Source organism: Halomonas sp. A11-A (assembly GCF_003182195.1).
Lineage (GTDB): Bacteria > Pseudomonadota > Gammaproteobacteria > Pseudomonadales > Halomonadaceae > Halomonas > Halomonas alkalicola.
On sequence record NZ_QGTM01000001.1, the window covers coordinates 115,231 to 129,593 of the forward strand.

Here is a 14,363-nt window from a genome sequence, read left to right on the forward strand (position 1 = left end):
ATCACACCATCATCACAGGAGACCCGCCATGCGCAAGATACTGCTCAGCACCCTGCTCGCCTCCAGCCTGGCCCTCGGCGCCGGCAGCGCCCTGGCCGACGAGCACCGCATCAAGGTCGGCACCGTGGCCGGCCCCGAGACCGACGTGATGCAGGTAGCCGCCGAGATCGCCCTGCGCGAGTACGGCCTGACCGTGGAGATCATCGAGTTCACCGACTACGTGACCCCCAACGCGGCCCTGGCCGACGGTAGCCTGGACGCCAACGCCTACCAGCACGAGCCCTACATGCTGGCCATGGTCAACGACCGCGGCTACGACTTCGCCATCGCCGGACGCACCTTCGTCTATCCCATCGGCGCCTACTCCGAGAAGTACGCAAGCATCGACGAGCTCCCCGAGGGCGCCCTGATCGCCCTGCCCAACGACCCCTCCAACGAGGGCCGCTCGCTGATCCTGATGCACAACGAGGGGCTGATCCAGCTCGACGATCCGGAAAACCTCGAAGCCACCCCCCTGAACGTGGTGGAGAACCCGCGCAACTTCCGCTTCCGCGAGATCGAGGCGGCCCAGCTGCCCCGCGTGCTGCCCGACGTGGACATGGCCTTCATCAACAACACCTTCGCCCAGCCCGCCGGCCTGAGCCTGGACGACGCCCTGATCAAGGAGGGCCCGGAGTCCCCCTACGTCAACCTGATCGTGGTGCGCAGCGGCGACGAGGAGCGTGAGGCGATCCAGCAACTGGTGCGCAGCTACCAAACCGAGGAAGTGAAGGCCAAGGCGGCCGAGCTGTTTGGGCCGGCGGCGGTGCCCGGCTGGGAATAAGACCGGCTGGGAATAAGACCGGCTGGGAATAAGAAAAACGGAGAGGCTAGTGCGTAACGCATCTCCGAATTTTCATGATGACCCATAGAGCATTGGAGGCCGGCCTTAGCCGGCCTCTGCCATTTCAGGAGCCATGATGATCGTTGACTACCCCCTGCTGGCCCGCCAGCTCGCCGCCCTGCTCGATACCCGCGACTGGCTGACCAACAGCGCCCAGACCGCCGCCTTCCTGATGCAGGAGCTCCCCGAGCTCAACTGGGTGGGCTTCTACCTGCAGCGCGCGCCCGAAACGCTCTGCCTCGGCCCCTTCCAGGGCAAGCCCGCCTGCCACCCCATTCCCTTCAGCAGGGGGGTGTGCGGCGCCGCGGCGCGCACTCGCAGCACCCAGCGCATCGACGATGTCCACGCCGTGACCGACCATATCGCCTGCGACGCCGCCTCCCAGGCCGAGCTGGTGGTCCCCATCGTGGCAGGCGACTGGCTGTGGGGCGTGCTAGACCTGGACAGCCCGAGGCGCGGGCGTTTCAGCGCCGACGACCAGGCCGGCATCGAGGCCCTGGTGGCGATCTTTATCGAGCGCACAGAACTGACGCTGCCCGCCTGACGCGTGGCGCCGGCAGAAAATCGGAAGACACGGCTCGCGGCTGATGAAGCAAAAAGCAGAACGCCCCCGCAGCAGGGCTGCGGGGGCGTTCTGGAATCTGGTAGGACCAGGCGGATTCGAACCGCCGACCTCTACCATGTCAAGGTAGCGCTCTAACCAACTGAGCTATGGTCCTGTGGTGATGCCTGCTGCGTGCTGGTAGGACCAGGCGGATTCGAACCGCCGACCTCTACCATGTCAAGGTAGCGCTCTAACCAACTGAGCTATGGTCCTGTTTCAGCAGCAGATTGCCGGGGCGTGCTCGCCTCGGCAACGGATGCATATATTACCGATCCCCAAGGATTTTGCAAGCCTTCAGCGATCGCTTTTGACCCTTTCCACCGCCTCCTGCCAGCCACGATAGAGCCGCTCACGCTCCTCCTCCGGCCTCTGCGGCATGAAGCGGCGCTCGCACTGCCAGAGCTCGGCGATCTCGTCGAGGTCGCGATACCAGCCCAGGCGCAATCCGGCCAGGTAGGCGACCCCCAGCGCCGTGGTCTCAAGCACGGTGGGGCGGTCCACCGGCACGCCCAGCATGTCGGAGAGGAACTGCATCACCCAGCTGTTGGCCACCATCCCCCCATCGACGCGCAGGGTGTCGGGCTCGGCCGCCATGTCGTCGCTCATGCAGGTCTGCAGGTCGCGGGTCTGGTAGCAGACCGCCTGAAGGCCGGCGGCGACGATCTCGGCGATGCCGGTATCCCGGGTCAGGCCGAAGATCGCCCCGCGCGCCCGAGGATCCCAGTGGGGCGCCCCCAGCCCGGTGAAGGCCGGCACCAGGTAGACGCTGTGGCCGGCCCGGGTCTGGCGCGCCAGGGCCTCGGTCTCGGTGGCATCCGCGAACAGCTGCAGGCCATCGCGAAGCCACTGCACGGTGGCCCCGGCCACGAAGATGCTGCCCTCCATGGCATAGGTCGTCTTGCCGCCGATCCGGTAGCCCACCGTGGTCAGCAGGCGATTGCGCGAGCGCTCGGCCGTGTCGCCGGTGTTGACGATCATGAAACAGCCGGTGCCATAGGTGCTCTTGCCCATGCCCGGCGAGAAGCAGGCCTGGCCGACGAGCGCCGCCTGCTGGTCACCGGCGACCCCGGCGATGGGCAGCGCGGCCCCCAGCCACTCGGGATCGAGCGTGCCGAAGTCGTCGCTCGAATCCTTCACCTCGGGCAGCAGCGATGCGGGGATGTCGAACAGCTCGAGCAGCGCCGGGTCCCAGCACTGCTCGTGAATATTGAAAAGCGCCGTGCGCGAGGCGTTGGTGGCATCGGTGGCATGCACCCGGCCCCCGGTCAGGCGCCAGATCAGAAAGGTGTCGATGGTGCCGAAGGCCAGCTCACCACGCTCGGCGCGCGCCCGGGCCCCCTCCACGTTATCGAGGATCCAGGCCAGCTTGGTGGCCGAGAAGTAGGGGTCGATCAAGAGCCCCGTGCTCGCCTGCACTGCCTCGAGGTGGCCGGCGTCGCGCAGCGCCTGGCAGGCATCGGCGGTGCGCCGATCCTGCCAGACGATGGCATGGTAAAGCGGCCGGCCGGTCTCGCGATCCCACAGCACCGTCGTCTCGCGCTGATTGGTGATGCCCACGCCGAGTAGCCGCTCCACGCCGACCCCGGCGCTCGCGATCGCCTCGCGACAGGTCGCCAGCACGCTCTCCCAGATCTCCTCGGGGTCGTGCTCCACCCAGCCATCATGGGGAAAGTGCTGGGTGAATTCGCGCTGTGCCGATGCCACATTGCCGCCTTCACGATCGAACAGGATCGCGCGGGAACTGGTGGTGCCTTGATCGATCGCCAGTATCAGGTCAGCCATGGTGGCTCCTGTCGAGAAATGTTCGCTTATAGTCACCAAGGGTACTGCAGCGTGTTCGGAAATCTCTACAACCTTGGTCGCTCATGACGCCAGCTGCGATGCCGACGCCGCCCCGATCGCCTAAACTGCCGCCAGCCAAAGGGAGTCGACATGAACCAACAGCAGCGACACGAAGCCATCGTCGAGCTGGTGCGCCGCGAAGGCTATGCCAGCATCGAGCAACTGACCGATCACTTCAGCGTCACCCCTCAGACCATTCGCCGCGACCTCAACGCGCTGGCCAATGACGGCCTGCTGCGCCGGGTCCACGGCGGCGCGGGGCTCGAGTCGAGCACCGTCAACACTGCCTATGCCACTCGCAAGACCCTCAACCTCGAGGCCAAGCGCCGCATTGCCGCGCTGTTGGCCAGCAAGATCCCCGACCGCTCATCGCTGTTCATCAATATCGGCACCAGCAACGAGGTGATCGCCGAGGCGCTGCTGGAGCGCCACCGCGAGCTGGAGGTGATCACCAACAACCTCAACGTGGCGGCCATCCTCCAGCACAAGGAGGACTTCAACGTGATCATCGCCGGTGGCCAGGTGCGCTCCCGGGATGGCGGCATCATCGGGGAGGCCACCATCGACTTCATCAACCAGTTCAAGGTGGACTACGGCATCATCGGCATCAGCGGCATCGACGAGGACGGCTCACTGCTGGAGTTCGACTACCAGGAGGTGCGCGTGGCCCAGGCCATCATCCAGAACTCGCGCCAGGTCTACCTCGCCGCCGACCACTCCAAGTTCCGCCGCAATCCCTCGGTGCGCCAGGGCAACATCACCCAGATCCACGCCCTCTTCACCGACCTGCGCCCCCCCCAGTCGATCTGCCAGCTGATGGAGAGCCACGACGTGGCCCTGCATATCGCCGACTGAGCCCTGCCCTCCGACCCGCTCTCGAAAGCGAACCCGAAAGAGTTCGATTTCGCCCATTGATGTTCTTTTCCGAGTGGCGTATTTTCACTTATGAAAAACACCGACAGAAGAGCAGGCGGCGACCACCCCGCCGAGCGATGGATCGGAGGAGACAATGACCCCCCTGGACCTCATGGTGATCGGCGGCGGCATCAACGGCACCGGCATCGCCAACGACGCCGCCGGCCGCGGGCTGCGCGTCGGCCTCTGCGAACAGGGCGACCTCGCCAGCGCCACCTCCTCCGCCAGCAGCAAGCTCATCCATGGCGGCCTGCGCTACCTGGAACACCGCGAGTTTCGACTGGTGAGCGAGGCGCTGCGCGAGCGCGAGGTGCTGATGGCCAAGGCGCCCCATATCATCTGGCCAATGCGCTTCCTGCTCCCCCACCGCTCCCATCTGCGGCCGGCCTGGATGATTCGCGCCGGCCTCTTCCTCTATGATCATCTGGGCAAACGCCGAGCGCTTCCCGCCTCCCGCGGCGTGCGCTTCACCGCCCAAAGCCCGCTCGCACCGAGCATCACCCGCGGCTTCGAATACTCCGACTGCTGGGTGGACGATGCCCGCCTGGTGGTGCTCAACGCCCTGCAGGCCCGGGAGCACGGCGCCGAGGTGCTGGTCCGCACCCGCTGTATCGCTGCCCGCGAGGTGGAGGGGCTCTGGGAGCTGGAGTTGGAGGATGCCGCCAGCGGCGAGCGCTTCCTGCGCCGCGCCCGGGCGCTGGTCAACGCCGCCGGCCCCTGGGTGGAGCAGGTGATACGCCAGGGGCTCGCGCGCGAGCCGCGCTATGGCATCCGCATGATCCAGGGCAGCCACCTGGTGGTGCCCCGCCTCAACGAGGACGAGCGCGCCTACATCCTGCAGAACCAGGACGGGCGCATCGTCTTCGTGCTCCCCTGGGAGGAGGACTTCAGCCTGGTGGGGACCACCGATCGCCGCTACGACGGCGATCCGGCCCGGGTCACCGCCACCGACGAGGAGATCGACTACCTGCTGGGGGTCGTCAACGCCCACTTCCGGCGACCGCTCGCCCGCAAGGACGTGCTGCGCACCTTCTCCGGCGTCCGGCCGCTGTGCGATGACGAGTCGACCGCCCCCTCCGCCATGACCCGCGACTACACCCTCCATCTGGACACCAGCGGGGCACCGCTGCTCAGCGTCTTCGGCGGCAAGCTGACGACCTACCGCCGGCTCGCCGAGGCCGCCCTGGCGCAGCTGGCCCCGCACCTACCGACGATGGGACCCGCCTGGACCGAGAAGGCTCCCCTCCCCGGCGGCGACATCGGCAGCCAGGCCGATTTCACGGCGCGGCTGCTCGCGGAGTTTCCCTGGCTGGGCGAGGCGCGGGCGCGCCGGTTCGCGCGCACCTATGGCTCTCTCTGCCTAGAGTTTCTCGCCGGCGCCCGGGCCGAGGCCGATCTCGGCCAAGCGTTCGGCGCCGGCCTCACCGCCCGGGAGGTCGACTATCTGGTCGACCGGGAGTGGGCAGTCGGCCTCGAGGATGTCCTGTGGCGGCGGACCAAGCTCGCCATGCGCCTGAGCGAACGGGACCGTCAGCGGCTCGACCACTACTTGACGACGCGCCAGAGGCGCACCTCCATGGGCGTCAATTGACCGTTAGGTCTAGGCACTGTCCGAAAACTGACTGCGCTCGTCCATACGGCGTTAAAAATCGGCTCAAAGTACTCATTTACACTGCGTAAACTCCGTCTTTTCGCCGATTTTTGCCTTGTCTGGCCTTCGCTCGCCGACTTTTCAGACAGCGCCTAGTGTTTGACATCGCCCGGCGGCAAAACCAAGCTGAGGGAGCAATCTTTCGGAAGCAACCAGACTTGTTCTCGGCATGTCGGTTTCCGAACATCGCTATGCCTATGCCCCCAGGGTTACCCAACCCGCATCGCTTACCCGGTCCGCTCCCGCCCTGGCCGACTGCCTCGAGGCGATCTGGAGAAGCGATGCGCAGCGGACGCCTGCATATCGCCGGCTTCTCTACCGGGCCGCCGCCCCCTACTCCGGAATCCCGCCTCGGGTCAGCGCCACCGGGTCCAGCAGCCGCTCGAGCTCCTCCCGGGAGAGCTCGGTCTGCTCCTCGGCGACGTCGAGGATCGGCCGCCCCTCCTGATAGGCCTGCTTGGCGATCGCCGCGGCGGCGTTGTAGCCGATCACGGAGTTGAGCGCCGTCACCAGGATGGGGTTGCGCGAGAGCGGCGCCTGCAGGCGATCCTCGCGCACCCGGAAGGTGGCGATGGCCCGGTTGGCGAGCAGCCAGGCGGTGTTGCTCATCAGCATGATCGAGGTGAGCAGGTTGTAAGCCACCAGCGGCAGCATCACGTTGAGCTGGAAGTTGCCGCTCTGACCGGCGATGGTCACGGCGACGTCGAGGCCGATGACCTGGGCGGCCGCCTGGGCCGCCGACTCCGGGATCACCGGATTGACCTTGCCCGGCATGATGGAGCTGCCCGGCTGCAGCGCCTCGAGCTCGATCTCGCCGAGGCCGGCCAGGGGGCCGGAGTTCATCCAGCGTAGGTCGTTGGCGATCTTCATGATCACGCAGGCGAGCCCCTTGAGCTGCCCCGAGAGCTCCACCGCGGCGTCCTGGGAGGCGAGGCTCGCGAAGAGGCTGTCGTTGGGCACGAAGGCGAGTCCGGTCTGCTGCGAGAGCTCCGCGGCCATGCGCGCGGCGAACTCGGGGTGGGCGTTGATGCCGGTGCCCACCGCCGTGCCGCCCTGGGCCAGGCGGCAGAGCCGCACCAGGGCGTCGTCCAGGCGCTCGACCGCCTGCCCCACCTGGCTCGCCCAGCCGCCCAGCTCCTGGCTCATGCGCAGCGGCATGGCGTCCATCAGGTGAGTGCGGCCGGTCTTCACCACCCCGTCGAGCTCCACCGCGCGGGCCTCGATGGTCTCACGCAAGTGGACCAGCGCCGGGCGCAGCCGCCCGCTCACCTCCAGCGCCGCGGAGAGGTGGATCGCCGTGGGGATCACGTCGTTGCTGGATTGCCCCATGTTGACGTGATCGTTGGGCCCGACCTCGACCCCCTCGCGGCTCGCCAGATGGGCGACCACCTCGTTGACGTTCATGTTGCTGGAGGTGCCGGAGCCGGTCTGGAAGATATCCACCGGGAACTGGTCGTCATGCTCGCCACGGATCACCGCCTCGGCGGCGGCGGCGATCGCCGTGGCCCGCGGGGCGTCGAGCAGGCCAAGCTCGGCGTTGACCCGGGCGGCGGCCAGCTTGATGCGGGCGATGGCGTGGATGAAGGCCGGCGGCATCGGCTGCCCCGACACCGGGAAGTTGTTCACGGCACGCTGGGTCTGGGCGCCGTAGAGGGCATCGGCCGGCACCTCCAGCTCGCCCATGCTGTCTCGCTCGATACGCGTCTCGTTCATGGCTCGCTCCTCGCAGGCGGCGTGATCATCGGGTTCAGCCTGGCGCTGCCACCTCGGATCCGCAAGCGTGAGACGACGCGTGGCGACGCATCCGAGCATGAGAGTTTTCACCCCGAGGCGATGTTGCAGTGCACAAACCACTCTGCTATTGTGCATTGCAACAGGGCAGGCTTCCTGCTCCTCAACACCAGATGAACCAGGAGGTTCTACCATGATGAACGCCTTCAACTTCGACACCAAGCAGTTCGACACCCAGCAGTTCGACGCCCTCTTCTTCGGCCCGGCCCGCGCCTACGCCTCCCTGTCCGTGGACTACGCCGAGAAGCTGGCCCACGCCCAGCTGGACGCCACCAAGGCCTACACCGACACCGGCCTGGCCCAGCTGCGCACCCTGATGGCCGTCAAGGATGCCGAAGGCCTGAAGAGCTACATGGAAGGCCAGCAGAAGGTCGCCAAGGACCTGGCCGAGCGCCTGAAGGGCGACGCCGAGAAGGTCGTGGCCCTGCAGCAGGACTTCGTCCAGCAGAGCCAGAAGCTGACCGAAGAGAACGTCAAGCAGGCCCAGGCGACCGCCACCAAGGCTACCGCCCAGAAGTAAGCCGCCGCTGCCGGCCAGGCCGGCAACCGCCGCGCTTCAGAAAAGCCGCCGCCCTCCGGGGCGGCGGCTTTTTGCTGGGCGCTCGACACGCACGGCGTGGCCTGGGCAGCGGCTTGCGCTATGCTCTTGGGCTGGCACAGGGCGCCGATGAACCTCTCAGGGAGTGACACCATGAAACGCTGGATACCGATGCTGCTGCCGGGGCTGCTGCTGGCCGGCTGCGAGATCATGCCCCCCGCCCCGACGCCCACCGAGCGCATCGAGGTGGTCGACCGCGAGGTCGAGCCGGCAGAGGAGGTCCGCGAGGTCGCTCCCGGGCGTGTGGCTCGCCAGGTGGCCTTCCCCGCCGCCGAGTATGCCGCCCTGGAGAAGTCGGGCAGCGCCGTGATCAGCGGCCGACTGACGCTAGGCGGCCAACCGGTGGCGGGCGCCGGCGTCTCCGCCGCGCCGGTGACCACCTACTCCGCCGAGGCGGCGGAGAAGGCGCTGGCCGGCATCGCCGTGGAGCCCGCCGACCCGCGGGCGCGGGAGTACACTCACAGCACGCGTACCGATGGCAGCGGCCGCTTCCGCCTCACCGGCCTGCCCGCGGGTGCGTTCTACCTCTCCGGCACCGGCCCCGACCCGCGCACCGGCGAGGCGCGGGTGGTGATCCGCCAGGTGCAGCTGAGCCGTGGCCAACAGCTGGAGGTCGACCTCAGCCGCTGAGCGGCCAAGGCGGCACCGCCAGCCGCCCTACCAGCCCAGCGCCTGCTTGACGAAGGGAATGGTCAGCTTGCGCTGGGCGGAGAGCGAGGCGCGATCGAGGGTGGCCAGCACCTCGAAGAGTTCGCCCAGCCGTCGCGGCCCGCGATGCAGGATATAGCGGGCCACCTCGTCCGGCAGCGCCATGCCCCGCCCCCGGGCGCGCAGCTGCAGCGCGGCCAGCCGCCCGGCATCGTCGAGCCCCTGAACGTGGAAGGTGACGCCCCAGGTGAGCCGCGAGGCGAGATCGGGCAGCTTGACCGGCAGCTGCCGGGGAGCGGCGTCGGCCGCCACCAGCAGCCGCTTGCCCGCATCACGCAGGCGATTGAAGGCGTGGAACAGCGCCTCCTCCCAGCGCTTGCGCCCGAGCACCCGCTCCAGGTCGTCGATGGCCACGAGGTCGAGGCGCTCGATCTCCTCGAGCATCAGAGGCGGAAAGTGTCCAAGCTCCGCCAGCGGCAGGTAGAGGGCGCGCAGGCCCCGATCCGAGGCGGCATGGCAGGCGGCCTGGAGCAGGTGGCTGCGACCCACGCCCTCTGCGCCCCAGAGGTAGAGAAAGGGCTCCCCCTCGGCATCGAGCTGATGGGCCAGACGGTTCACCAGGCTGGCATTGGGGCCGGGATGGTAGTTGACGAAGGTGGCGTCGTCGCGCAGACCGACGCCCAGCGGCAGCTGCGCCGGGGTCCTGCTCATGGCGCCTCCTCATCGTCGCGTCGAGCGAGCGTGGCGTCGTACAAGGTACTGTTCTTGTAGCGTTCATTGAGCTCGCGCAAGAGTACCATGATCACCGCCGCCGCAGGCAGCGCCAGCAGCACCCCGGTGAAGCCGAACAGGTTGCCGCCGGCCAGCACGGCGAAGATCACCGCCACCGGGTGCAGGCCGATGCGGTCCCCCAGCAGCTTGGGCTGCAGCACCGTACTCTCGATCGCCTGGCCGATGCTGAACACCGCCACCACGCCCAGCAGCGCCAGCCAGGTGCCGAACTGGAAGAAGGCGACGATCAGCGCGATGCTGATGCCGACGATGAAACCCAGGAAGGGCACGATGCTGGCCAGCCCCGAGATCAGCCCGATCAGCACCCCGAAGCGCACCCCCATCAGGGTGAGCCCCAGGCCGTAGATCACCCCCAGGCTCAGCATCACCAGCAGCTGGCCGCGCAGGAAGGCCGAGAGCACCTCGTCACAGCGCCCGACCAGGCGCAGCGTGTCGGCCTCCCAGCCCCGCGGCAGCAGGTCGCGCAGGCTGGCCATCAGGCGCTTCCAGTCGAGCAGCAGGTAGAAGGTCACCACCGGGATCAGCGACACATAGGTCACCCAGGTGATGAAGGCCATGCCCGAGCGCCCCACCTGGCCGAGGAACTGGGCCAGGTAGCCGCCGGCATCCTGCCAGTGGTCGGCCAGGGTCGCCTGGACGTTTTCCAGCTCCGCCGCCACGTCGAAGCCGGTCCAGGCCTGGATCTGCGGCGCCACCACCGTCTCCAGCCACTCGAAGATGCCCGGGGTCACCTCGCCGAGCTGGCGAAGCTGCTGCACCAGCAGCGGAATCAGCACCAGCAGCCCCACCGCCAGCACCGCCAGCAACACCAGGAAGACCGCGCAAACCGCCAGCGATCGCGACAGCCCCCAGCGCTCCAGGCGATTGGCCAGGGGGTCGGCCAGGTAAGCCAGGATCATGCCGGCGATGAAGGGCATCAGCATCGTCTCGAGCTGCAGCAGCAGCCACACCAGGCCGACTGCCGCCGCCAGGACCCACCACTCTCTGCGCATCTTGTTCTCCCTGTCAGGGCCGCGCGGCATGCCCTCACGGCTGCCTGCGCGGCGTCTTGATGCTACAATCCTGCACCCGATCTTGATTCAGCAGCCGCTCTTGCCCATCCGCCTGGACCACGCCTGCGCTGACAGCCGGTGCGGCCCACGCCGACGACCTATCGACAGGACCCGAGATGACCGACTCCCCCTCTTCCCGCCCCTCGCTCAGCTACAAGGACGCCGGCGTCGATATCGATGCCGGCAATGCCCTGGTCGACCGCATCAAGGGCGTCGCCAAGCGCACCACCCGCCCCGAGGTGATGGGCGGCCTGGGCGGCTTCGGCGCCCTGTGCCAGCTGCCGAGCGGCTACCGGGAGCCGGTGCTGGTCTCCGGCACCGACGGCGTGGGCACCAAGCTGCGCCTGGCCATGGACCTGGGCCGCCACGACACCATCGGCATCGACCTGGTGGCGATGTGTGTGAACGACCTGGTGGTGGCGGGTGCCGAGCCGCTGTTCTTCCTCGACTACTATGCCACGGGCAAGCTCGATGTGGACATCGCCGCCGACGTGGTGACCGGCATCGGCGACGGCTGCGAGCAGGCCGGCTGCGCCCTGGTGGGCGGCGAGACCGCCGAGATGCCCGGCATGTACGAGGGCAGCGACTATGACCTGGCCGGCTTCTGCGTCGGCGTGGTGGAGAAGTCCGAGATCCTCGACGGCAAGAAGGTCGCCGAGGGCGATGCGCTGCTGGGCATCGCCTCCTCCGGCCCCCACTCCAACGGCTACTCGCTGATCCGCAAGATCCTCGAGGTCTCGGGCGCCTCTCTCGACACCGACCTGGACGGCACGGCGCTGGGCGACGCCCTGATGGCGCCCACCCGCATCTACGTCAAGTCGCTGCTGTCGCTGATCAAGGAGAGCGGCGTGCCGGTCCACGCCCTCTCCCATATCACCGGCGGTGGCCTTACCGAGAACCTGCCCCGGGTGCTGCCCGACAGCCTCGCGGCCAAGGTCGATGTGACCAGCTGGGCCCGTCCGGCGGTCTTCGACTGGCTACAGCAGCAGGGCAACGTGGCCGAGGAGGAGATGTACCGGGTGCTCAACTGCGGCATCGGCATGGTGGTGGTGGTGCCGGCCGAGAAGGCCGACCAGGCCCGCGCCCACCTGCAGGCCCTGGGCGAGACGGTGCATCGCATCGGCGAAATCGTCGCCCGGGACGGCGACGAGGAACAGATTCGCCTGGAGAACCTTCGGGCATGAGCGATACCGACTACGCCAGCGACACCCTGAACGACTTCGCCTCGGAGCCGGTCGGTGCGCGCCGGGTGGTGGTGCTGATCTCCGGCAGCGGCAGCAACCTGCAGGCACTGATCGACGAGCAGACCCATGACCGCCTGGGCGGCGAGATCGTCGCCGTGATCTCCAACGAGCCCGACGCCTACGGCCTCACCCGCGCCCGGGAGGCCGGGATCGACGCCGTGGTGCTCCCCCACCGCGAGTACGACAGCCGCGAGGCCTACGATGGCGCCCTGATCAAGGTGATCGAGCGCCACGAGCCGGACCTGATCGTGCTGGCCGGCTTCATGCGCATCCTCACCCCGCGCTTCGTGCAGCGCTTCCTCGGGCGGATGCTCAATATCCACCCCTCGCTGCTGCCCGCCTACCAGGGGCTCGACACCCACGCCCGGGCCCTGGCCGACGGCGTGGCCGAGCACGGCTGCAGCGTGCACTTCGTGACCGAGGAGCTCGACGGCGGCCCCGTGGTGATCCAGGCGGCCGTCGACGTGGCCGAGGGCGAGACCGAAGCGAGCCTCAAGGAGAAGGTGCACGCCCGCGAGCACCTGATCTACCCCATCGCGGTGAAGTGGTTCCTGGAGGGACGCCTGCAGTTCGTTCCCGGCGGCGCCACCCTTGACGGCACCCCGCTGCCGGCACAGGGCGTGCGGCTCTCCCACGCCGATGCGGCCGAGGAGCTGGACGAGCAGTAGCGGCAGCATGATGCCGCCCCAACGAAAGACCCGCCGGCGTCCGACGCCGGCGGGTCTTGTCGTTTCCAGCAGCAGGCGCGCCGCGGTTACGTACGCGGCAGAGTCACCCCGCGCTGCCCCATGTACTTGCCGCCGCGGTCCTTGTAGGAGGTCTCGCACACCTCGTCGGACTCCAGGAAGAGCATCTGCGCCACGCCCTCGTTGGCGTAGATCTTGGCCGGCAGGTTGGTGGTGTTGGAGAACTCCAGGGTCACGTGACCCTCCCACTCCGGCTCCAGCGGCGTCACGTTGACGATGATGCCGCAGCGCGCGTAGGTGGACTTGCCCAGGCAGATGGTCAGCACGCTGCGCGGGATACGGAAGTACTCCACGGTGCGCGCCAGGGCGAAGGAGTTGGGCGGAATCACGCAGACGTCGCCCTTGATGTCGACGAAGCTCTTCTCGTCGAAGGCCTTGGGGTCCACCACCGCCGAGTGGATGTTGGTGAACACCTTGAACTCGTCGGCACAGCGCACGTCGTAGCCGTAGCTGGAGGTGCCGTAGGAGATCACCCGACGGTCATTCACGTAGCGAACCTGGTCGGGCTCGAAGGGGTCGATCATTCCCTCCTGCGCGGCCATGCGGCGGATCCACCTGTCGGACTTGATGCTCATCGGGACATTTCCTGCTGAAGTGAAGTCTTGGGCCTGGGCGCCAGGCCGCGGGGCCACATGATAGCGGCCCCGGCCACGGGCGTCACCTCGACGCCGCGGGCTCAGTCGCTGAAGGAGATGCTGGGCCCCTCATCGGCCTGCGCCTGCACCTGCGCGGCCACCTGGCGGGCCATGTCGCAGAAGATGGCCGTCACCTCGCCGTCGGGTTCGGCGACCACCGTGGGCCGCCCGCCGTCGACCTGCTCGCGAATGGAGAGCGCCAGGGGCAGCCGGCCCAGCACCCGGGTCTCGTACTCTGCGGCGATGCGCTCGCCGCCCCCCTCGCCGAAGATCGGCTCGGCGTGGCCGCAGTTCGAGCAGACGTGGAGACTCATGTTCTCCACCACGCCGAGCACCGGCACCTTCACCTTGCGGAACATCTCGATCCCCTTGCGGGCGTCGAGCAGGGCGATGTCCTGGGGGGTGGTGACGATCACCGCGCCGTCCACCGGCACCTTCTGGGCCAGGGTCAGCTGGATGTCGCCGGTGCCCGGTGGCATGTCGATGAACAGGAAGTCCAGGTCATCCCACTGGGTCTGGGTCAGCAGCTGCTGGAAGGCACCGGCCACCATGGGCCCGCGCCATACCATGGGCTCCCGGGTGTCGACCATGAAGGCCATGGACATCGCCTGGAGGCCGTGGGCCTCGAGCGGGTGCATGCGGTTCTCGCCGGCGGCCTGGGGCCGCACGCCCTCGCCTACCCCCAGCATCTGGGCCTGGCTGGGCCCGTGGATATCGGCATCCAGGATGCCGACCCGATAGCCTTCGGCCGCCATGGCCAGCGCCAGATTGACGGTGACGGTGGACTTGCCCACGCCGCCCTTGCCGGATGCCACGGCGACGATATGCTTGACCCCTTCGATCACGGACTGCTCCTCTCGCTTGTCATCGGCCGGGGCCTGCGTCGCCGCCCCGCGCTGTCGGACCAGTATACCCATAGGGCCCGGCGCCGTCCCGGCTCCCCCAACGGCGAACGGCGGGCC

Annotated in this window: 14 protein-coding genes and 2 tRNA genes; 8 read left to right on the forward strand and 8 right to left on the reverse strand. The window is 68.1% G+C overall.

What is annotated here, in order from left to right:
• Nucleotides 1–28 precede the first annotated feature (28 nt).
• Nucleotides 29–823 (forward strand): MetQ/NlpA family ABC transporter substrate-binding protein, encoded by a 795-nt coding sequence (locus DER72_RS00530; RefSeq protein ID WP_110068057.1) that lies wholly within the window; start codon nt 29–31, stop codon nt 821–823.
• A gap of 133 nt (nt 824–956) precedes the next feature.
• The gene (locus tag DER72_RS00535; protein ID WP_110068058.1) at nt 957–1,427 is read left to right on the forward strand and encodes a GAF domain-containing protein; all 471 of its coding nucleotides are present in this window, start codon (nt 957–959) and stop codon (nt 1,425–1,427) included.
• Between the two features lie 98 nt (nt 1,428–1,525).
• Here DER72_RS00535 and DER72_RS00540 read toward each other — a convergent pair.
• The 3 genes from DER72_RS00540 to glpK form a co-directional block, all read right to left on the reverse strand.
• Nucleotides 1,526–1,602 (reverse strand) — tRNA-Val (locus DER72_RS00540).
• 21 nt (nt 1,603–1,623) lie between these two features.
• Nucleotides 1,624–1,700: transfer RNA gene (locus DER72_RS00545), tRNA-Val, on the reverse strand.
• Nucleotides 1,701–1,781: 81 nt separating this feature from the next.
• Entirely contained in the window at nt 1,782–3,269 is a 1,488-nt protein-coding gene (gene glpK, locus DER72_RS00550) for a glycerol kinase GlpK (protein WP_110068059.1), read from the reverse strand.
• Between the two features lie 150 nt (nt 3,270–3,419).
• On the opposite strand from glpK, the gene DER72_RS00555 reads away from it, so the two are divergent.
• Complete coding sequence (locus tag DER72_RS00555; protein WP_110068060.1) at nt 3,420–4,184, forward strand: DeoR/GlpR family transcriptional regulator; 765 nt, start codon at nt 3,420–3,422, stop codon at nt 4,182–4,184.
• 154 nt (nt 4,185–4,338) lie between these two features.
• A complete protein-coding gene (glpD, locus tag DER72_RS00560; RefSeq protein WP_110068061.1) occupies nt 4,339–5,835 on the forward strand; it encodes a glycerol-3-phosphate dehydrogenase in 1,497 nt (498 codons plus the stop codon).
• Between the two features lie 393 nt (nt 5,836–6,228).
• Here the strand turns inward: glpD and DER72_RS00565 are convergent, their stop codons facing one another.
• A complete protein-coding gene (locus DER72_RS00565; RefSeq protein WP_110068062.1) occupies nt 6,229–7,608 on the reverse strand; it encodes a lyase family protein in 1,380 nt (459 codons plus the stop codon).
• A gap of 214 nt (nt 7,609–7,822) precedes the next feature.
• Between DER72_RS00565 and DER72_RS00570 the strand changes: the two genes are divergently transcribed.
• Nucleotides 7,823–8,206: a phasin family protein gene (locus tag DER72_RS00570; RefSeq protein ID WP_110068358.1), complete on the forward strand. Its 384-nt coding sequence runs from the start codon at nt 7,823–7,825 to the stop codon at nt 8,204–8,206.
• 171 nt (nt 8,207–8,377) lie between these two features.
• Nucleotides 8,378–8,914, forward strand: coding sequence for a carboxypeptidase-like regulatory domain-containing protein (locus DER72_RS00575; RefSeq protein WP_110068063.1), 537 nt, complete (start codon nt 8,378–8,380; stop codon nt 8,912–8,914).
• A 27-nt stretch (nt 8,915–8,941) separates the two neighbouring features.
• Here DER72_RS00575 and hda read toward each other — a convergent pair whose 3' ends face one another.
• Nucleotides 8,942–9,643, reverse strand: a complete 702-nt coding sequence (hda, locus tag DER72_RS00580; RefSeq protein WP_110068064.1) for a DnaA regulatory inactivator Hda — start codon at nt 9,641–9,643, stop codon at nt 8,942–8,944.
• Nucleotides 9,640–10,716: an AI-2E family transporter gene (locus DER72_RS00585; protein WP_110068065.1), complete on the reverse strand. Its 1,077-nt coding sequence runs from the start codon at nt 10,714–10,716 to the stop codon at nt 9,640–9,642. The genes hda and DER72_RS00585 overlap by 4 nt, the downstream gene beginning before the upstream one ends.
• A 176-nt stretch (nt 10,717–10,892) precedes the next feature.
• Here DER72_RS00585 and purM point away from each other — a divergent pair, with 176 nt between their 5' ends.
• Nucleotides 10,893–11,960, forward strand: coding sequence for a phosphoribosylformylglycinamidine cyclo-ligase (purM, locus tag DER72_RS00590; protein WP_110068066.1), 1,068 nt, complete (start codon nt 10,893–10,895; stop codon nt 11,958–11,960).
• Nucleotides 11,957–12,688 (forward strand): phosphoribosylglycinamide formyltransferase, encoded by a 732-nt coding sequence (gene purN / locus DER72_RS00595; protein WP_110068067.1) that lies wholly within the window; start codon nt 11,957–11,959, stop codon nt 12,686–12,688. The genes purM and purN overlap by 4 nt, the downstream gene beginning before the upstream one ends.
• 86 nt (nt 12,689–12,774) lie before the next feature.
• On the opposite strand, the gene dcd is transcribed toward purN, so the two are convergent.
• Entirely contained in the window at nt 12,775–13,341 is a 567-nt protein-coding gene (gene dcd / locus DER72_RS00600; protein WP_110068068.1) for a dCTP deaminase, read from the reverse strand.
• 101 nt (nt 13,342–13,442) lie between these two features.
• Complete coding sequence (apbC, locus tag DER72_RS00605; RefSeq protein WP_110068069.1) at nt 13,443–14,246, reverse strand: iron-sulfur cluster carrier protein ApbC; 804 nt, start codon at nt 14,244–14,246, stop codon at nt 13,443–13,445.
• Between the last annotated feature and the right edge of the window lie 117 nt (nt 14,247–14,363).